General features: G+C 48.6%; 18 protein-coding genes. 14 read left to right on the top strand and 4 right to left on the bottom strand.

The features are described from left to right. Positions 1-7 precede the first annotated feature (7 nt). On the bottom strand, positions 8-457 hold the full coding sequence (locus PTW35_RS25655) for a DUF3429 domain-containing protein (protein ID WP_039467911.1): 450 nt from the start codon (positions 455-457) through the stop codon (positions 8-10). 99 nt (positions 458-556) lie between these two features. Continuing rightward, on the bottom strand, positions 557-1,114 hold the full coding sequence (locus PTW35_RS25650) for a hypothetical protein (protein WP_044621632.1): 558 nt from the start codon (positions 1,112-1,114) through the stop codon (positions 557-559). A gap of 200 nt (positions 1,115-1,314) precedes the next feature. On the opposite strand from PTW35_RS25650, the gene PTW35_RS25645 reads away from it, so the two are divergent. From PTW35_RS25645 to PTW35_RS25580, 14 genes are all read left to right on the top strand, one after another. Continuing rightward, positions 1,315-1,899, top strand: coding sequence for a hypothetical protein (locus PTW35_RS25645; RefSeq protein WP_044621631.1), 585 nt, complete (start codon positions 1,315-1,317; stop codon positions 1,897-1,899). 282 nt (positions 1,900-2,181) lie between these two features. Beyond that, a complete protein-coding gene (locus PTW35_RS25640; RefSeq protein ID WP_281028034.1) occupies positions 2,182-2,640 on the top strand; it encodes an acyl carrier protein in 459 nt (152 codons plus the stop codon). Positions 2,641-2,659: 19 nt separating this feature from the next. Continuing rightward, a complete protein-coding gene (locus tag PTW35_RS25635) occupies positions 2,660-3,910 on the top strand; it encodes a beta-ketoacyl-[acyl-carrier-protein] synthase family protein (protein WP_281028033.1) in 1,251 nt (416 codons plus the stop codon). A gap of 1 nt (position 3,911) precedes the next feature. Beyond that, a complete protein-coding gene (locus tag PTW35_RS25630) occupies positions 3,912-5,111 on the top strand; it encodes a beta-ketoacyl synthase N-terminal-like domain-containing protein (protein WP_281028032.1) in 1,200 nt (399 codons plus the stop codon). Beyond that, positions 5,104-6,390, top strand: a complete 1,287-nt coding sequence (locus PTW35_RS25625) for a beta-ketoacyl-[acyl-carrier-protein] synthase family protein (protein ID WP_281028031.1) — start codon at positions 5,104-5,106, stop codon at positions 6,388-6,390. Before PTW35_RS25630 ends, PTW35_RS25625 begins: the two co-directional genes overlap by 8 nt. Next, positions 6,383-7,258: a hypothetical protein gene (locus PTW35_RS25620; protein WP_281028030.1), complete on the top strand. Its 876-nt coding sequence runs from the start codon at positions 6,383-6,385 to the stop codon at positions 7,256-7,258. The genes PTW35_RS25625 and PTW35_RS25620 overlap by 8 nt, the downstream gene beginning before the upstream one ends. Continuing rightward, positions 7,255-10,125 (top strand): aminotransferase class III-fold pyridoxal phosphate-dependent enzyme, encoded by a 2,871-nt coding sequence (locus PTW35_RS25615; protein WP_281028029.1) that lies wholly within the window; start codon positions 7,255-7,257, stop codon positions 10,123-10,125. The genes PTW35_RS25620 and PTW35_RS25615 overlap by 4 nt, the downstream gene beginning before the upstream one ends. Then, entirely contained in the window at positions 10,125-10,883 is a 759-nt protein-coding gene (locus PTW35_RS25610; protein WP_281028028.1) for an SDR family oxidoreductase, read from the top strand. Before PTW35_RS25615 ends, PTW35_RS25610 begins: the two co-directional genes overlap by 1 nt. 13 nt (positions 10,884-10,896) lie before the next feature. After that, a complete protein-coding gene (locus PTW35_RS25605) occupies positions 10,897-11,661 on the top strand; it encodes an SDR family oxidoreductase (protein WP_281028027.1) in 765 nt (254 codons plus the stop codon). Further along, entirely contained in the window at positions 11,649-12,860 is a 1,212-nt protein-coding gene (locus PTW35_RS25600; protein WP_281028026.1) for a hypothetical protein, read from the top strand. The genes PTW35_RS25605 and PTW35_RS25600 overlap by 13 nt, the downstream gene beginning before the upstream one ends. 9 nt (positions 12,861-12,869) lie before the next feature. Next, on the top strand, positions 12,870-13,691 hold the full coding sequence (locus PTW35_RS25595; protein WP_281028025.1) for an outer membrane lipoprotein-sorting protein: 822 nt from the start codon (positions 12,870-12,872) through the stop codon (positions 13,689-13,691). A gap of 3 nt (positions 13,692-13,694) precedes the next feature. Continuing rightward, on the top strand, positions 13,695-16,289 hold the full coding sequence (locus PTW35_RS25590) for an MMPL family transporter (protein ID WP_281028024.1): 2,595 nt from the start codon (positions 13,695-13,697) through the stop codon (positions 16,287-16,289). Positions 16,290-16,375: 86 nt separating this feature from the next. Next, entirely contained in the window at positions 16,376-17,071 is a 696-nt protein-coding gene (locus PTW35_RS25585) for a TetR/AcrR family transcriptional regulator (RefSeq protein ID WP_281028023.1), read from the top strand. A gap of 134 nt (positions 17,072-17,205) precedes the next feature. After that, positions 17,206-18,132 (top strand): aminoimidazole riboside kinase, encoded by a 927-nt coding sequence (locus PTW35_RS25580; protein ID WP_281028022.1) that lies wholly within the window; start codon positions 17,206-17,208, stop codon positions 18,130-18,132. A 174-nt stretch (positions 18,133-18,306) separates the two neighbouring features. Here the strand turns inward: PTW35_RS25580 and PTW35_RS25575 are convergent, their stop codons facing one another. Both PTW35_RS25575 and rimK read right to left on the bottom strand, forming a co-directional pair. Then, on the bottom strand, positions 18,307-19,368 hold the full coding sequence (locus PTW35_RS25575) for a succinylglutamate desuccinylase/aspartoacylase family protein (protein WP_281028021.1): 1,062 nt from the start codon (positions 19,366-19,368) through the stop codon (positions 18,307-18,309). After that, positions 19,355-20,260 carry a 30S ribosomal protein S6--L-glutamate ligase gene (gene rimK / locus PTW35_RS25570; RefSeq protein ID WP_281028020.1) on the bottom strand — a complete coding sequence of 302 codons (906 nt, stop codon included), beginning with the start codon at positions 20,258-20,260 and terminating at the stop codon, positions 19,355-19,357. Before rimK ends, PTW35_RS25575 begins: the two co-directional genes overlap by 14 nt. Positions 20,261-20,263: the final 3 nt, after the last annotated feature.

The raw sequence follows: 20,263 nt of genomic DNA, 5'->3' as shown, positions 1-20,263 counted from the left end.
GAACGGCTTAGCTTGCCAAAGCGACAAGATGAAAGAAGGCGACAATGCCGGTGAGTTTGTTGCGCATGGGCTGGTAATCGGCAGGGCTGTTTTCTTTTTCGACTTCGCGGATTTTTTTCTCGGCAAACCAGATGGCAACGAAGCCAAATAGCAGCACCAGTACCGACCAGGTATAACTGTCCGGTGAATGCAGCAACACCCCCCAGGCAATCAGGGCGAAGAGGTTACTGAGCAGTAGGGCGTTGCGGCTTAGGCTGGTTTTCATGTGGTCGATTGCATTTCCCCACAGAATACCTGACAGAAAGCTGAGGATAATTGCGCTGTAGGCGATAAATACTTTATGAGCACTGAGTCCGAATAGGGTCTTGTCCGCCCAGATACAGATTAGGCTAAGTGCAAATGGGACTAACCCCAGATAGGCAAGGCGGGTCATTATTTGATTGGGGGTTGAAGTCATTGCGCGCTCCCTAATTATTTGCTTTTAAAAAGCATAGCTTAAGAAAGCGCGGCTAAGTCTGATTGGTTTGCTTATCCTGATTGCTCTGGTTTAGGTGCCCTATGAGTCATGATGGTGGGGGGCTTGATTTAGGCGGCTTCTTAACAGCTTGCTCCAAAGCGGGACATAAAAATGGCAAACTCGGTAAAACAGATACGCTGCTGCCAAAAGCCCGGATAAGGATGCGCAAAGATGGATGCTGAGTCCGACGGCAATACCAATAAGCATCATGAGTAACGAAAGCAGAATGGAACGCCAGACGTTTTCTAGCAGGTAGGCTGCCCATTGCCTGAAATTGGTGTCCCTGAGTTTATAGCGCAAAATGAGCAATGCAATTAGGTATAAGGCTGGGATCAAGCTAACCAGCGGCACCGGCCAGCCATGGTAGAGGGTAAAACCAACCAGTAATTTTCCTGATACGGCGTAAGTCAGGGCAAGCGAGTGGATGAAATCAAACGGCAGAATGCTGGCCGCAGTGAATAAGCACAGGCCGACGGTGTACACCACCGAACCGGAGAACAAGATAAAGTAGACTGGCAAGCCGATGGCGAGATGGGCCAGAGGTGCCAGTGTCATGGTATGCATGAGCCACTTAAGCCAAGAGGCATGATTGTCCATAGCTACCTTCGTATTCCTTAAGGATATGGGTAGGTTTGCTTATCATCTAATGAATGGGTGACCAATGCAATGGTGTGTATATTCTTGTTTGATGGAAGTCATGGTTTAAGGGCGGTTGTGAAGATTATGTTGTTAAGGCATGACAATAAGGCCATTGAAGCATTAATATAGCCCTGTTCAGATTATTGTTGAGATTAAAAATGAGAAAGCTTTCTCTTGTTGCCTGCGCGTTTGCATTATTGTCCTCCTGGCCTGCTTTTTCGTCGACGCCACCTATGCCTGTTTCTTTCCAGGCGGTACCAGAAATTATGGTGAAGTTCGAAGAGGCGACGGAGTATCGCAAGAAAGCGGTTACCTTGGGGCGACTTCCTCACAAGCTGGAGTTGGGTAAGGCATTTCCTACCTATGTGGCTGTTGATGGCAAGCCTGTTCTCGAGACTGAAAACACGGTAACGCAAGAGGTGGTTATTGCCCGTAACCCTTCCCCTGTGGTTGGTGCCGTTTACAACGAGTGGTTAGTACCGAAAGCAACATGGTTGGACACCTATGGCGAATTACCCCTGTTCGATACTTTCATGCCGTTTAAACGTGCAAAGAGTATTAAGGCCATCCCCATCACGGAAGAGGTTTTGAGCCTGTTAGGTAGTCTTGATGGTGAAACAGCGGTTATCGCTGTCGATTGGAACGATGCGGGCATGAAAGTGTATAGGGATGGTTATTTAACCGACGGTGGCTACGGCATCGCGCCAGAGGAAATGCAAAGTACCTATGAGCAAATAGAATAGTTTTTATTTTATTATTCCTTTATAGCTAAGTTATAAATAAAAAGTCTCGCTATGAAAATAGCGAGACTTTTTTTATAAATATCTGTTTTCTCCAGCACATGTCACACAATAAAGTATTTGAGATGATTGTAAGTGAGTTCGTTGTGGTAATAGCGCCGAACAAAATAACTAAATGATATTTTCCACTGTTGTTTTGATTGTTTTTAATTATCTTGTGTTGTAGTTTTTCACTCGTTTTGACGCTTCGTCAAAAAGTAACTGATATTTAAAAGTGGGAATTTTATGGATAAGTTATTTAAAGATAAAGTCATTGAGATTATTGCTGAAGTATTAGAGTTAGAGAATGATGAAGTTGGTTTGGATGATGCGCTTGTTGATGATTTAGGTGCAGATTCCCTAGATATCGTTGACCTTTCTTTTTCCTTAGGGAAAACTTTCAAAATTCAAATGCCACAGAAAAGCGTTATAGCTCATGCATTGGAAGTTGCGGATGAAGACAGTGTTTTCGTGGTAAATGAGCGCCTGACTGCAAAAGGCGCTGAACTGTTGCAATTGAGTCCTTTTAAATACTCTGCAGACAAAGTATCTGAAGGGATAAGCCTAACAGAAGTCTATCTTTCAACATCAGTCTCTAATTGGGCAAATGTCTGTTTGGCTATTAAAGAAAGCGGGTTGTCTGGTGAAGATGTTATCCATCACTATGTTTCGACTTTCTGTGAACAATTGAGAGCTGTTGCCTAACCAGGCCTGAAGGGGTGTCATGGAAACTGTTGCTGTAACAGGGATAGGGCTTATAACTGGCGATCACCTTAGTGCTGAAGGTCAATTCTCAGCACTTTTCAATGGGGAGTCGACCATAAAGAAAGATGTAAGACTCCTTGATTTAGGTATTGATAATATCGTGAGCTCGCCTATTTCTTCATCTGTTATTTCTAAACTAAAAAATAAACACATACGATGTGATGATAATAACTATGAAGGAACCTATGTGGCTTTTGATGCGGTCGTGCAGGCTGTACATTTTGCTGGTCTTAAAAAAGAAATGCTAAAGAATGCAGGTCTTTTTTTAGGTGTAAATAAAATTTTCCCAGACAATAAAGATTTGAATTTCCTATGGGATTACTACAAAGGGGTTAATATAGCAGATGATGATAGATCGAAGGTGTTGCAGCGATTAAAACATTTAAAGCCAGATCTGATATCAGAATATATTTCATCTCGTTTGTCTATTAGTGGTCCAAGTTTAGTCTTCGGTGATGCTTGCGCGGCTGGAGCTGCTGCAATCATGTCTGGTTTCCGTCGTATTCAACAAGGACAACTCGACGTTGCTATTTGTGGTGCCTCTGAGTTTGGTACACAACCGATTATGCAATTGTTATTTACTAAGCTGGGTGCGACCTGTAGTCAAACATTTCCAACGCCTGAACAAACATCGCGGCCATTTGATAAGGATCGTTCTGGTTGCGTACTTGCTGATGCGGCGGCATTTTTGGTGTTGGAAAATGCGGATCTTGCTAAACGCCAAGGGAAAAAAGTATTGGCTTATATTAGTGGCGCTTCGAGGCAAATTGAATCCTACAAACTAACGGCAACCAACCCGGATGGCAGCTTATATCGTGAATGCATTGAAAAGGCTCTGGAAGATGCGCAATTGTCACCTGATGCCATCAGCCATGTAAATGCACATGGCACATCAACAGTGAGCAATGACCAAGCCGAGTCTCGTGCGCTAGCTAGTTTGTTTTCTAACTCAACTACAGTGACTTCGACAAAATCTGCGTTAGGGCATTCGCTGGCCGCCAGTGGTGCAATTGAGGCGGTGTTGTCGGTAATGTCCATTGAAAAGCAGCAGGTGCTACCAACGCTTAATTTTACTGAGCCAAAGCCGGAGGAGCCACGGCTTAATATTGTTAAGCGAGGAGCTTCTCAGGCTATCAATCACGTTCTCAGTAATTCCTTTGGGTTTGGCGGGGAAAATTGTTGCTTAATTTTTTCCAAGGAGTACCCGTAAGATGCCTGCATATTTAAAACAAGGGCAACAACAGTTACCTGAAGGTATGGGGTGGGAGGTGTTTTTTTCGCAAGCCTCTTTCCCAGTTACTGCCCTCGATAACAATACCAGCCTAGGCCTTGCGGATCAGGCTGCCTATTTGAGAGATACCGATTTAAAACAAATAGAAGTGTCGCGCATCGTTCGTAAGACATCGGAAAAACAGTCTCGCTGGGTGATAGAGAACAGCGTTAACAGTTGGCGGCAGTATTTTGGAGACCAAGCAGGAGGGGGAAGAGCAGGGTTATTTCTTGGTTTGGGCACTGTTGATTGTGATGATGACGGGGAGCAAATTTCATTCCATGGCGATTACAATCAGCTGGCCCGTGAGGGGCTTTGCCAAATAAAACCTTTGTCTGGCTTGACCCTGCTAAATTCGACGACGGCGAGCCATATTGCCGAGCGGCTGCAAATAACAGGTGTGAATGGTGTCTACTCACCCCACGCCGATGCCGGGGGTAATGCGTTTGCCGAGGCGTACTTTAACCTGACGGAAAACCAGTGTGATGTTGCCTTGGTTTCCGGCGGAAGCCAAAAAATTACCCCCTGGTATTTCTTGGCCTACCAGTCGGTTTTGTCTGGCGTCAGTGCTCAATCCTGGTGTCCTGCCGAAGCTGTGGCCTCGGTACTGCTTAGCCAATCCCCACAATCAGCTGAAGGGGCTCTGTTAAGTGTTCACCGTGGATTCAGTGCCAACTTCCAAGCCAGCCAATATTTGCTTGATCAGATTGCGCTGCAATTAGCGCAAAGCCATGCCGGTACATCATTTGAAAATCCGTTGCAGATTATCCATGTGGGACTGCCAGAGCCAGCACAAAAGATGGTTGCGCCGATGAGCCGCTTCTTTCCCGGAGCACACCAGTTGTTACTCGATACCGTGATAGGAACCACAGGTCCTGCCGGAGCTGCGATTGGAGTTAATTTGGCGTTAGAAATCCTCAAGCGGCAAGAGATGTTGAGCAGTAACCAAGCGTTGTCAAACCCGAAGCCCGCAAAGGTGGATGAGTCAGTACTCAAAGCGCCAGACTGTGTGCCGCTTAACTGCCAGCATGTGCTGGTAGCTTGTTACGGCTTGCAGGGGCAACAGGTGTTTCTATTGATTGGGGATACATCAACTGATAACGCGCTGGTTGGTGAAGGAAAAGGAGCCCTGCATGGTTAATCAAAAGGTAGTGATTACGGGGATGGGCGTGATCAGCAGCTATGGCTACCAGCTAGCCGACTTCTGGCAGGCTATTTCTCACGGCAAGAATGGGATCGAGCAGTGGCCAGAGGTAGAGGGTACGGAATTTCCCGTTCAATATGCATCAGTCATTGATACTTGTGATTTACTGCAGGCCTTCCCGATTTGGCCGGGCGAAACAAAGCCTCTAGAAAGGCGTGTGTTGTTCGGGGCTTTGGCTGCGCAGCAAGCTCTTTCTGATGCTGATATTCGGTGCGGCGAAGGTATCGGTGTTTTCAGCTGTAGCGGTGTGCCCGAAATTAATGATGTCGAGCTCAGCCAAGTTAACCGAGATGGCATTCATGCTTTTTCGAAACAGACGATGGCGGCAGGTGCCAATCAGTTTTCCGCGCTGCAAAGTGGCAATGACAATATCAGTGTTCAAATCGCCCACCAAAGTGGTGCGACAGGGCCCGTAGTGAATATTAACGGTGCCTGTGCTGGTGCCGCGCAGGCAATAGGGGCTGCGTTCCAAGCAATTAGGCGCGGGGAGTTGCAACAGGCGCTCGCCGGTGGGGCTGACTCGGTGTTGAATGCAAGGACGATGTCTGGATTGTTTTTGCTAGGGGCAACGGCAACAGCCAACCACCGAAAAAATAAACTCTGTTGTCCTTTTGATGCAGAGCGTGGCGGGCTCGTGGCTGGAGAAGGAGGCGCTTATTTGGTGCTGGAAAGTGAATCTTCCGCCAGGACCCGTGGTGCAAGGATATACGCCGAGGTACAAGGCTATGGAAGCTCAATGGATGCCTTTAAAGTCACTGCACCTCGGCCCGATGGGAAAGGGGCACAAGCAGCGATGGTGAACGCCTTGGCTGATGCGGGAATCAAGCCTGATGCGATTGACTACATTAACGCCCATGGCACATCGACTCCGTTAAATGACAAGATCGAAACGGCCGCAATTAAAACGATTTTTGGCGATGGCGGTGTAAGCCCTGAGGGGGGAGACAGCTCTCAATTGCCAATGGTTTCATCAACTAAGTCTATGATTGGTCACTGGATATCAGCTGCGGCCGCGCCAGAGGCTATCGCAACAGTCCTGGCGATATACCATGGTCTTGTTCCTCCGACTATCAACCTACAGAACTCAGATCCCCTTTGCGATCTTGACTATGTTCCGGATGTAGCAAGGCCATACAGCCTGACTCACTGCCTGTCTAATTCATTTGGTTTTGGTGGCATAAATTCCAGCTTGGTATTTGGTAAGTACAATGAATAAATCAGCAATAGCAATTACCGGCTTTGGTCTGGTTTTACCTAAGTCGTCTTCAAACCATGATGCGCAAAACCAAACCGTTCCGGAACTGATCCCTAGAAAATTAAGGCGGTTCTCGACCCGCTCAATACCTACCGCCGTCGCGGCTTGCCATCAGGCCGTTGAAAGCTGCGGATTGGATGAAAAAACGTTATGCGAAAAAGTGGCCTTATATACCGCACAAAGTGGATACCAGCACCCTGATTTTGACGATTTCGCCGATGCATTGAAAGGATGGGATCGCCACGTTGAACCGTCTTTGCTTGCGACGTTATGGCAGTCCCGTCAAGTCAATCCATTTCTAATTACCAAAGCCCTGAGCAACAACCTGATTGGCATCATCAGTCAAATATGGCGGCTGAAAAATGATGGTGTGGCCTTTATTCGTGATCAAGCCGGCTCTGCAGCGGCTTTGGATGAGGCTTACTTTCAGCTGAGCTCTGGTTATGCGGAAGTGGCGATGGTTGTCATGTCGGGCTGTGACGAAGATTGCTATACCGCGGTCGCCGAGCAAAGACCCTTGCCCATCAATACGGAACATACGGGGGCGGCGGTCTTGATTCTTGAGTCCGAAGCCCATGCTAAACGGCGTGGTGCCAATGTACAGGCATGGATAAATAGCTTTAGCTCAAATTCGCAGGAAAACACACCTTGGCTTGACGGTGCAATGTTTCGTGAACGGGAAGGATTGGAATGGGGCGGTATTGTCATGGCTATTACACAAAGCTTGCAGCATGTGCACTCTGAACAGTATCAGGGGCATTGGTCTGTCGAAGCGGATTATGGCAACAAACGCACAGCGCGAGCAATACTGAGAAGGGATACCGAATGAATCACTATCTGCAATACTGTAAACCCTCTTTATCGGCAGCCCTTACCAGTATCGGGCTAGATAAAGTTTATCATCGTGCCGAAGGACAATATTTATATTATTCAAATAGCCAAGGTGTTGAACAGCAGGTACTCGACCTTTTAGGCGGATATGGCGCTGTGTTGTTTGGTCATAACGACCCTGAATTCAGACAGCAGGCTGTAGGTTTGTTACAAGCCAATACCCCTTTTCACCATCAGTTTTCCATTCGCAGTGGTGCCGGGGCCTTGGCTGAAAAATTACAGCCTTTGTTGAGAAAAGAAACAGGCTGGTCGGAACCATTCCGTTGTGCTTTTACTTCGACCGGAGCGGAAAGTGTTGAGATAGCTATCAAACACAGTGAAATGAGTCGGGGGCAAAAGCTAGAACTTTTATCGAATCAGTCCGATCGCGCCTTGGAGCAATTAGGGCTGGCCTTTGAAGAAAATGCCATGCTGTCCCTGTCGCTTACTGAGGCCCAGGCAATGTTGTACCCTGAGCTTGCTACTGCTTCCTGCGATAAAGTGTTGGCCTATGTTAGGAAGCACAATGCCTCGGTATTACAGCAGCCTCCTGTGTTTATAGCGCTGGAGCATGCCTTCCACGGCAAGCTCACCACATCTATCCAGCTTACGCACGGTCTTATGTACCGCCAGCCATTTCGCCGGTTGGGTCTACGGACTGAGTTTGTGTCTATTGCCCAGCTTGACACATTAACTCACGGAGATACGTCCTGGTTAGATCAACCATCATTGTTGCTGCCCAAGAAAACAAAAAAGGGTCTAGTACTCGAAGACGTTGCTATTCCAACTGTTGCCGCGGTATTGGTTGAGCCCGTCCAGGGTGAAGGGGGCGTGCATGCCCTAACCGAAGCTGATGCAAAAGTATTACACCGGGTGAGGGATACACTCGGCTGCCCGCTCATTGCTGATGAAGTGCAGTCCGGTAGTGGTCGTTGTGGCTCATTTCTTGCCGGTAGCCTAATTGGTTTAAAACCTGACTATGTCGTGCTGTCTAAAGCTCTGGGCGCAGGCTTATCCAAACTAGGGGTGGTGGCTATTCGCTCGGGCCAATATGCGGATGGTTTTGATATTTTACAAAGTTCGACTTTTGCCGAAGACGAAATGTCCTGCCAGTTGGCTGCTGCATACCTCGACCGTTTAATGGAAGATGATGGGCGGGCACTATCCACGGTCCGTGATCTGGGGGAAGTTCTGTTTGAGGCATTGAAGGGGCTGCACCAGAGCTATCCTGATGTGATTAAGGATATTCGTGGCAAGGGGCTGTTATTGGGTATTGAATTCCAGTCCCAGGATAATGCGCCAGCACACTTGATCCGGACATCCGCCTACCAAGGGGCCTTAGGCTACTTGTTAACCGGGTATTTGCTCAATGAACACGGGATCAGGGTTGCTCCGCCAGCCAGCGCAGGCAATGTGATCCGGATAGAGCCGACTATTTTGTTGACCCAGCAACAAATTGACGAACTCATCAATGCCCTCGAGCGGATGTGCCTGGCCCTGAGGTACCAAGATACAGGGTACTTGATGCATTTTCTGGTTCATGATGAGCCCCATCCGACTAAAGAGCCAAAAGACTTCCGGCCATGGTACGGCTCTTTGGGGATCGAACAGCAGTATTCACAGCCGGCAGATAGTAAGGTGGCCTTTGTTAACCATTTGATCTCCAGTGACTGGCTCCGCCAAGTGGATGCCTCTTTGCAACATTGGACAGATGGCCAATGTGATGAATTAGTCAGGCGCTTTGCCTTTGATAAGCGGGTTGCCCCGTTTGCTCCCGTCAGGATGAAGTCCAGCCAAGGCCAGACGGTAGATTTTATCCTATATCCCATTAATTCAACCTCCCAACAAATTAGCGAGCAGCTTGAAAATAATCAATTGGAGCCACTTCGCGCCGCAATTGATGAAAGGTTGGCCGCAGCGAAAGCCGATGGCTGTAGGCACGCCGGACTCGGGATGTTTACCTCGATTGTGATGAATAACGGAAAAGCAGCACAGACTGCTGGTATTTCTCTGACCACCGGAAATGCACTGACCATAGCGATGGCCCACGAAGCGCTGCTGAATGCCGCGCAAGACAGGGGGCACCCTATCGTTTCTGCTGCCGTCATTGGCGCGGCTGGCAACATTGGGTCGGTATACAGTTTGCTCGTTGCAGAGCACTGCCAGCAACTCACGCTGGTGGGAAGTGGCCGACAGGGTTCAGTGAAACGACTACAGAAGGTCGCATATCAGATCTACCAAGCGGAATGGGAAAGTTTGCAAAATCCAAGTCAGCCTGCCGCAGGTATCGCCTCGGCCTTGCAGCCACATCAAGAAATCATAGCCAATTGGCTTAACCAAATGCCGGATAAGACGGCAGGAGAGGCGATTTTTGATTGGTGCCAGCAGCATTTATCCGTTGCTCCGGTGTTGATCTCAACGGATGTCGGTGCAATTGACCAGGCTGATACTGTTATCTGTGCTTCGAATGCGTCTGATGCTTTTATTGATATCGGCATGATCCAGCAAAGCGCCATTGTTTGTGATATTGCGGTTCCCCATAACCTTTCGGACAGCGTATTGGGTGCTCGGCCAGATATCCGGTGTATCCGGGGAGGGATTGTGCAAACCCCACACAATGAGAGCCTAGATCCCAGGGTAAGGGCCTATCTCAGTGAGGGGCAGGTTTATGCCTGTATGGCTGAAACCATAGTGCTTGGCATGGAGCAATATCCTACTCATTACTCATACGGCAATCTAACCAAAGAACAGGTGAAGTGGATAGCACTGCGAGCGCGTGAGCACGGCATGAAGTTAGGCAAAGTTAAGGTATCGGAGTCGATGTAATGGAACGGAACGAAAGTACTTCAAGACCGGTAGCCTTGGTTACTGGGGCAACGCGGGGAATTGGACGCAGTATTGCATTGGCATTTGCCCAAAAAGGCTATGACCTTGCTTTTTGCTATCGCAGCAACCAAGCAGAGGCGGTTTCGCTGATGACAGATATTGAGAGATGCGGTGCCCGGGCTCTTTCCCTCCAGTTGGATGTCAGTGATGAGGCGGCTGTGACCGAACTGTTTGCAAGGATAGAGCAACAGTATGGAAGGCTTGACGTGTTGGTCAACAACGCAGGCCAAACCCGCGACGGCCTTTTGGTCACCATGGAAAAGAACGACATGGAAGTGGTTTTAGCGACGAATGTCGTGGGCACTATGCTGTTTTGCCGCGAGGCGGTGAAACTGATGCTGCCCGTAAGAAGCGGGAGCATCGTAAATTTATCGTCAGTTTCTGCGGCTAGGGCTAATAAGGGGCAGACAAACTATGCCGCTTCGAAAGGGGCTGTCGAAGCCCTTACACGGGCATTGGCAGTAGAAGTAGGGAAAAAGGGAATTCGGGTCAATGCAGTCGCGCCTGGGGTTATCAAAACAGAAATGACGGGAGAGCTGTTGGATAACTTTGAAAAGCAATTGAAGCAACGCCTGTTGGCTAGAAAATTTGGTGAACCGAGTGATATTGCTGAGGCCGTTCTGTTTTTGGCCCACCCCGCTAACCATTACATCACAGGGCAGGTGCTGACTGTTGATGGTGGTCTTGTCTTGGGCTAGGTAGGGAAAAAACATGAAAGGGATAGTTGTCATTACAGGGGCGGCCAGTGGGATCGGAGCTGCCGTGCTCCAATCGGAGCTGATGCAGGCCAAGCGCCATATTGTGGCGATTGATATTGATGAAGCCAGATTGGATCTTATAAAACAATCGCTTACCGTTGATGAGATAAAACGCATTACTTTCTGCTGCATTGATCTCACTGATATTCATGCAATGCGGGCTGCGGTATCCGGTTTCTGTTGTGGAGGAGATGGCGTCGATAAGATCGTCATTAGCCATGCCTTGAGTAATGAAAATCAGATTGACCAACAGTCGGTGTGGGATCGGGTGCTGGATGTAAATCTCCATTCGACCCAGCGCTTTCTGGCAGCTTTAGAGCCCCATATTAATATTTACGGCCGGGTCGTGATTTTATCTTCGGTGCTTGGCAAGGCGGGAAAAGTCTCCAACTCTGCCTATTGCGTCTCTAAACATGGCTTATTGGGGCTGGTTAAGAGCCTGGCACTGGATTGGGCTCCGAGAAAAATCACGGTTAATGCCGTGATGCCCTGTTGGGTGGACACGCCGATGTTGCGCCGTGAACTGGCCCCCCAAGCGGATGCGTTAGGGATCTCGGTCGATCGTATGATCCGTCAAATAAAGAAAAGGATCCCCCTCAAACAGTTAGTCAAAGATAGCGATGTGGCCGATACCGTTGCGTTTTTGACATCATCGTCTGCCGCAATGATTACCGCGCAAGGGATTGTAATTGATGGAGGTTTCGGATGTGGCGTATAGCGGCTTTGTCCGGCCTGCTCATTGGGGCAATAACGGTGCCCCAAGTGCAAGCCAGTGACTGGTACCTTGAACCAAGGTTATCCGTTGCAGCATCTTCACGTTTGCATGGCAGTGAAACGCTGACTTCCCAAGTCAATGCCGCGGGGTTGAAGTTCGAATATTTCGGAGAAGCTCTGACATTTAACTTTGATGGCGAGATGCAATACGACGCGGTATTTGATTGGACTAATCAGTATAGCCGCAAGGCGAGGGACGAATATGCAACCCGACTGTGGCTCGATGAAGCTTTTTTGTCGTGGGGTTGGGCAGATTGGTTCATATATTTGGGGTTCCAAAAAGTTGTTTGGGGAGAAGCCGATGATCTCAGGGTCACGGATGTTGTCAATCCGTTAGATCTCAAAGACTTTGTATTGTTTGATATTGATGATTACCGGATTGCCCAGCCTATGTTGCGGACCGAGTCCACCCTTGGCGACTGGGACGTGGAGTTGCTCTGGTTATTTGATTTCGAACCGAACCAGTTCGCCGCCAGTGGTAGCGAGTTTGCCATGCCGGCTTTGGAGGGGGGGCCGCTTGACGAGCCTCACGGCAGTGAGTTTGGCTTTCGTCTCTCTACTATCCTGTTTGATGCCGATACGAGCTTTTATGCTTTTGCGGGATATCAGGACGATCCGGTTTTTATTGCCGAGCGGCAACAGGTGGTAGGTAAGTACTATGACCAACGAATGCTGGGCAATAGCCTGTCATTTTCGCTAGGCGACTTTGTTATGCGTACAGAGTTAGCGTGGTTTTACCAGCAAAGTTATGGCACGGCGTCTTTTGCCAGGGAGAAGCATAATACGACGCAAGGATTGCTCGGTATTGATTACCTTTACCGCGACTGGCTGATCACCGGCCAAGTATCAGACCGGTATATCAGTGGCTGGTCAGATGAACTGGCAGCCCCAGAGTCTGATGAGATATATACACTTTCTGCGGAGGGCAGCTTGATGGCCAGCAAATTAACGGCGAGAGTTGCCGCAAGTTATGCCGATGCCAACGGTGGCGGTGGATTGTACCAAGTGAAACTGGCCTATATACCCACTAGTACTTGGAAGTTGCAATTGAATGTTGACCTGTTGAATGGCAATGAAAATAACTTCTTTGGCCAATATAAAAACAACGACAGGATCTGGGTGTCGACAACGTATTATTTGTAAGGTGGAAAAATGAAAAAGGGAATTATTGCAGCGCTATTGTTTAGTTCATTCCTGTCTCATGCAGCCCCTGATGCTGACAGTATATTAACTTCTGTTCGTGACCGTGATGATGGTTATTCATATATATCAGATGTTGAACTGAATTTAATTAATTTAGATGGTAATGTCAGAGCTAGAAATATGTATATGTTGCAGAAAGATAGTGACGATAAGGAAATGACATATATTTACTTCTATGACTCAGTCGATGTCCGCGGGGTCAGCTTTCTGATGTATACCTATCCAGAGCAGACGGGCAGTGCGGATGACCAATGGCTGTATTTACCAGCTTTTCGCAAGATCCGTCGGATAGGCTCTAACGATAAGCGAGGGTCATTTATGGGCAGTACCTTCTCATACTATGATCTGGATAAAATTCGGATCGGTGACTATCAATCGACTGTTGTTGGGGAAGAAATTATCGATGGCAGAGAGACTTGGGTTATCGAGCAAATTCCCTCCTCACAGGAGGTGATTAACAAAACCGGCTATCACAAGGTGAAGCGGTGGGTCGACAAAGAGAGGGAGATTTTTGTACGTAGTGATTATTTCGATGCCAAGGAAGTGCTATTCAAACGGCAAGAGGCCATTGAAGTCGAGGCTATTCAGGGGATCTGGACAATTACTAACGCGAGAACAATAAACTTAGTCAATGATACATCATCAGAGATGATTTTTAATAATTTAGAATATAACGTCGGTTTGGATAATAACAAGTTCAGTAAGCGGGCTTTGAAAAATGGACTGAAAATATCTTCGATTAAAGAGCTTATTCAGGGAGATGAAGGTTAAGTCATGAATTCATATATCAATTTTGTGTCCAAGTATGCAAAATCAATAATCTTGTTGTTAGTTTTGATTACTGGTTTTTTTACCTATCAGATTAGCTATCTGACGGAAGACAGTAACCCTTACTTATTGCCAGAGAGCCATCCGGCGAGAAGCAGTTTGCTTGAAATGCGGGAAGAGTTTACGGGAACCTATGACTCTATTTTAATTGCGCTTTATAACCATGACACTATTTTCAACCAGGAAAGCTTGAATGCCATCTTTAGCCTTACCCAATCGGCTCGAAAGATAATGTTGGCTGATCAATCGGATATTGATAGGTTAGCGTTGCTGAAAAAACAATATCCACAACATGCAGAGCTAGCAGCATTAGTGGCGGGTGTTCTGGCCGGAGAACTTGGCCAGGATGATGCCGCGCCCGTCAGGCAGTTCGTCGCCGACGGCCATGGCCAGTCATTGTCAGCGGCTGATGCGAAATACCTCCGGGTGTTGGCTGAACGTCTTGATCCTGTCCGAGAAATGGCTGGAATGGCAGCTACTGAGAATGTATTCCTTGAGCCTGATGGAACACTCCGCGCGAGTATCACGCTAAACCACAATGACAGCAATTCGGCTGATATTCAAAAAGCGATCATGAAAAATGAGCTGATGGAAATGGGAGTGGTGGATAAACTGGGTCACGTTGGGCTGGTGGTTATTGAAGTTAGCGTGCTCCAGGATGATGCCGAGGGACAGCTGAGGGCATACGATGCCATCCGCCTTCTGGTTGATGAATACCAAGCCGCGAACCCTCAACTGAAAGATGAAGTCTACATTGGTGGTGTTCCTGTTTTCTTTGCCGAGCAAAAGAAAATTATGGATCGCGACCTTGGGACGCTGTTACCTGCAGTGATGGTGCTCATAGCGCTGATCCTGATTGCTTTTTTTCGGTCGGGGCTTGGCGTTGCCATCCCAATGGTGAATGTTGTGATGTGCACAATATGGACCATGGGTGCGATGGCGATGGTCGGTATTCCCGTTGACTTGATAACCAGTGTGCTACCGGTATTTTTAATTACGATTTGTTCCTCCGACGCAATTCATGTCATGGCTGAGTATTACCATCAGCGCCGCCAGGAGCAATCAAACAAGCAGGCGGTTGTTGTCACCATGCGGTTGATGACAGCGCCGGTTGTTCTGACGACAATCACAACGTGCCTGACGTTCATTATCTCAACCACCACCAGCATCAGTAACCTGCAAAATTTCGGCCTGAGTATGTCATTTGGAATGTTTGTTGCGATGGTTATTTCGTTGCTGCTGATCCCTGCATGGCTCTCTTTGCTGAAGCCGAAGAGTAAAGCTAAAAAACAGGATAACAAACCCGGTGAGTCATACCTCATCAGCCGTTGTCTGATAATCCTTTTTAAACCGGTTATTGCCTACCGTGCGCGCTTTATGGTGCTGACTTCAGCGGTACTGGCGGGGTTAGTGGTAATGGCACTGCAGGTCAGTGTGGATGATATGGGGAGTGGCTATTTTGCCCCGGACAATGAATTTCGTATTGCGGATGACTTTATCAATAGCAATGTGGCGGGAACCAGCCCGGGCTGGATAGAAATCGATGCGGGTGAGCCCGGTGCCGCCCTTGACTATGACACCATTATGTTTGTCGACAAACTGGAGAAGTTCATCCACCAGCAGGCAAATATTACGTTCAGTTACTCTGCTGCCAGGTACGTGAGGCGGATGAACCTGGTGCTCAACGACATGGCCCCCGAGTACGACCGCCTGCCATATCGTGAGGAGACATTTACCGATATCGATGAAGAAACCGGCTTGGTTGAGGAAGTAGCCATCTCTGGCCAGGATATTATTCGCCAGTCAATCTTGATGTACGAGAACGGGGGCGGCAGCGACCTGACTAATGTTCTCAATGGGGATTTCTCCAAAACAGTGATGCTCTATACCATGAACACCACGGTTGCCAGTGAGTTCCAAGCTTTTCTCGATGTATTGATCCCTTGGCTGGAAGAAAATACGCCGGCTGGTATCAGCTATAAGCTGGCGGGCGCTCCGATTATTTGGACAGCAGTACTTGATGAGCTGATCTCCGGTCAGGTACTCAGTATTGGCTTGGCTTTCTTAACCGTCGTACTCACCATGAGTCTGTGGTTGAAGTCCTGGAAGATGGGATTAGTCGGTACCCTGCCTCTGGCGGCAACAGTGGTGATCTATTACGCAACCATGGCTTTCTTTGGTATCGAGTTGAATATTGGTACGGCGATTATTTCTTTCCTAATTCTAGGTATTGTTGATTACTCCGTTCATTATCTGCTTAGAACTAAGCATGGTGTTGAACAGGGGCTATCCATTGATGATGCGTTATTACAGGCGCTATCACAGTCGGGCCGTTCGATAATTGCCAATGTTTTTGTGTTCAGTATCGGCTTTATTGCCCTGCTGTTCTCAGAATTTAAACCTATCGTTGATTTGGGAACTTTGGTTGGCTTATCTTTGTTTATCAGTGGCATCATGTCGATCTACGTAATCACTCTGCTGGCGCCTTGGTTGATTCCATCAGATAACGTCGTTACGGTAAAAGATCCACTAACCGTATGATGAGAAAAGCTGCATCTTTGAAGGAGGAAGGTGCAGCTTGGCTCTATTTATCTTGGCAATTGTTTTACGCAGAGTTATGGAAGGGAATGAGTAAATTAACGAGGAAGGAAAGGGAGAGGCGGCAGCGCGAATCATTATTTCTGGATATTGCCTATGACATCTTGCTCAAGGAAGGCATTCAGGCGCTGACAATGGAAAAGGTGGCAAACATTTCAGAATACTCGAAAGGGACCGTGTATGGCCATTTCAGTTGCAAAGAGGACATTATCTCTGCATTGAGTGTCAAAACGCTGAAGCTGCAAAAGGCGATGATGCAAAAGGTTCTGGAAGGCGAGTGTTCAACTCGAGAAAGAATACTGAGCTGTGCCTTGGTGTATGTGCTTATCCAGGAAAAATACCCGAGGCTGCATTACTGCGTCCTGTCGCTGAATGACCCTCAGGTCAGCACTAAACTCTCCAACACTATGCAGGAGTTATATGCAGAAGTGGAGGAGCAAGTTAATGATCTGCTCGTCGAAACGATCTGTACCGCCCAGCAGTGCGGTGACCTACCCACTGATAAAACAGCAGACTCTATCGCTTATGCGGTGCGAGCAATGGTCTTCGGCATGTCTCTTATTGGCCATGATTCGCTGGAAAGCGCCACCCGGTGCCACTTGAGCACGTTGTTGGATGGATTGGGTTGGCAGCCGCTAACTCGAGATGCTGACTATCAGCATTTTTGGCAGCAAACACGCCAAACCCTTCTTGCTGTGACGATCCCAGATATTCACTCACTTTGAGTGCTATCGACGATAACCTGACGGGTAAGAAATTTTAGTTTGATCACATTTTTTCGAACTGAGGATTATTTTTATTGTTTAGCTAAATCGGTTTAGCAATAATTATCCCAGTTAAATGTTGTGGAGACTAGCGAATGGCAAAAGTATGGGTCACAGGTGATGCAGTGGTTGATCTTATCCCCGAAGGCGAAGGGACATACCTCAAATGTCCTGGCGGCGCGCCGGCAAATGTTGCCGTGGGTATTGCCCGACTTGGGGGAGAGACGGCATTTTTTGGTCGTGTCGGCCAAGATCCGCTGGGCCGTTTTATGAAGCAGGTGCTTTTTGACGAAGGCGTTGGCACCGATTTGATCAAGCTGGATCCGGAGCACCGGACCTCGACCGTCATTGTTGACCTGGACGATGAGGGCGAGCGCAGCTTTACTTTTATGGTTAAGCCAAGTGCCGACCAATTCACATCAAAGGACGATGTACCGGCTTTTGCTCGGGGCGAGTGGCTCCACGCCTGTTCGATTGCCTTGGCCAACGAACCCTCACGCGGTACCACTTTGGAGGCGATGAAAGCGATTAAAGCCGCTGGCGGCTTTGTGTCCTTTGATCCTAACTTGCGCGAAGAAGTGTGGGCCGAACCCTCTGAGCTCAAGCCCGTAGTGATGCAAGCGGTCGCGCTTTCGGATGTGGTGAAGTTTTCTGATGATGAGCTATTGTTCCTGACAGCACAAACGGATTTGCAAGCTGCGCTGGCTTACCTTGAGCAGCACTACCAACTGCCGTTGGTTATTGTGACGCAAGGTAAGAAAGGGGCATTGGTGGTGCAGGGTGAGCGACAGGTGCTGGTCACCGGTAAGCCGGTCAACCCCGTTGATACCACCGGTGCCGGTGATGCCTTCGTCGGTGGTTTGCTGGCTGGCTTGGTGACCGTTGATAATTGGCAAGATGAATCCACCTTGCTGGGTATTATCAAGCAGGCTAATGCCTGCGGTGCGCTTGCGACCACAGCTAAAGGGGCTATGACGGCGTTGCCGACGGCCAAGCAGCTGGTTGACTATTTGGCTGAGTAAACCCTGTTTGGGCCGGGGCGGCAAAGCAAAGGACGGCTGAACAGCTGCAAGGATCTCGCTAAGGCAAGATCCTTGCTTGGTGGTAATAACCAATGCTAATTGAAACAAACGGCTTGTGGCTGGAGCGTGCGGCAAGGCTAGCTCGGTGGTTTGGAAAAATATCGAAACGGCAAGCTATGCTTTGCCAATACCTGATTTGATCTCGTTATCCATATCATCCAAGACATCATCCAGATACGACTCAACTTTTTCCTCGACGAAACTGTCAGGCTCTTCAAAATAAGCCAGATGGTAAATGGCATCACCTTCGTTGACTAAGGGCAGAGTTTGCTGGCCGATAATGATTCCCCCCTGCAGGGCTTTTATTGCCACTTCGTCACTACCTAGTGGATCGCTAATAATGGCTAAGGTTTGATCTTTCTCTACTCTCTGGCCCAAAGTGACGTGCGAGCGGAGGATACCGTCAAAGTCAGCCCGTATCCAGCGGGTGGCTCTGGCGACAACGGGTGGTTTGGCCCTTGTCAGTTTGCCCTGTGCGGTCATACCAAGATGGCGCATTACCCTTTGTATGCCTCTAATTCCGGCCGTGATGGCAAATGGCTCGAAGCGCAGTGCCTCCCCGGCTTCATAGGTGATAACAGCGATGCCTGCCTTTTCGGCTTCCGAGCGCAGCGAACCATCACGCAGTGAGGCGTCAATCACTACCGGTGTACCAAAGGCCATCGCCATATTGGCAGAAACAGGATGGCTGAGGTTGGCACGTATTTGTGGCAGGTTTGTCCGGTGGATCGCTGCCGTATGGAGGTCAATCACATGGGTGCACAGCATCACGATATTGTTGAAAAAATAATGGGCGATACGCCCGGCGATAGACCCTCGGGCCGATCCGGGAAAGCAGCGGTTTAGATCCCGCCGGTCCGGCAGGTATCTTGATTTATGGATGAAACCAAACACGTTGACCACGGGGACAGCGATTAAGGTCCCTCTCAGTTTCATGGGATCGATTTTTGTCAGCAACTGACGCACAATCTCGACGCCATTTAATTCATCACCATGAATAGCGGCATCGACCAAAAGTACCGGCCCGGCGAGGCGGCCGTTTACGACTTCTAATGTGACAGATAGGTTGGCATGGGTATATAGCCTGGCAACCTCCAGCTCGACACTCATTCTCTTGCCCGGAGGCACCAGTGTATCCCCGCATTGAAAAGCTTTATTCCGGCTAGCCTTTGCCACGGGTGCGGGTCCTCTGGGGTTTGGCATTTTTTTCGATGTAGTCAATGATCATGCCGGCAACATCTTTGCCGGTTGCCAATTCTATCCCCTCAAGCCCGGGGGACGAATTCACCTCCATGACCAACGGCCCGCGCTCGGAGCGCAACAAATCCACACCAGCAACATTCAGCCCCATGACTTTGGCGGCATCGACCGCCGTTTTGCGTTCCGTGGGGGTAATGCGTACCAGGGAGGCTTCCCCCCCGCGGTGCAGGTTGGAGCGAAATTCCCCTGGCTGCGCCTGGCGCTTCATGGCGGCAATGACTTTATCGCCAATGACAAAGCAGCGGATATCGGCCCCTCCTGCCTCTTTGATGTATTCCTGAACCATGATGTTGGCTCTCAGCCCCATAAAGGCTTCAAGCACACTCTCTGCGGCCTTCTGGGTTTCGGCAAGAACAACGCCAATGCCCTGAGTCCCCTCCAACAGCTTTATGACGACCGGAGCGCCACCAACCATGTGAATTAAGTCTTTGATATCGCCGGGTTTGCTGGCAAAGCCCGTGATCGGCATGCCGATATTTTTACGGGAAAGTAATTGTAGCGAACGTAATTTATCCCGAGATCGGGTGATGGCGACGGATTCATTGACCGGAAACACCCCCATCATTTCGAACTGCCGTAAAACCGCACAACCATAAAAGGTCACCGATGCGCCAATACGAGGGATAATGGCATCAAAACCTGCAAGTTCATCACCCTTGAGGTGAATGGAAGGCAAAGTGGAGTTGATGTTCATATAGCAGCGCAGTACATCGATTATTTTGTATTCATGCCCGCGCGCTTGGCACGATTCGATAAGCCGACGTGTTGAGTAAAGCTCTTTATTGCGGGATAAAATACCTATTTTCACAAT

The organism is Photobacterium sp. DA100 (genome assembly GCF_029223585.1).
Taxonomy (GTDB): Bacteria; Pseudomonadota; Gammaproteobacteria; order Enterobacterales; family Vibrionaceae; genus Photobacterium.
Note: the sequence above shows the minus strand (reverse complement) of the source record. Positions and strands in the feature narration are given on the sequence as shown.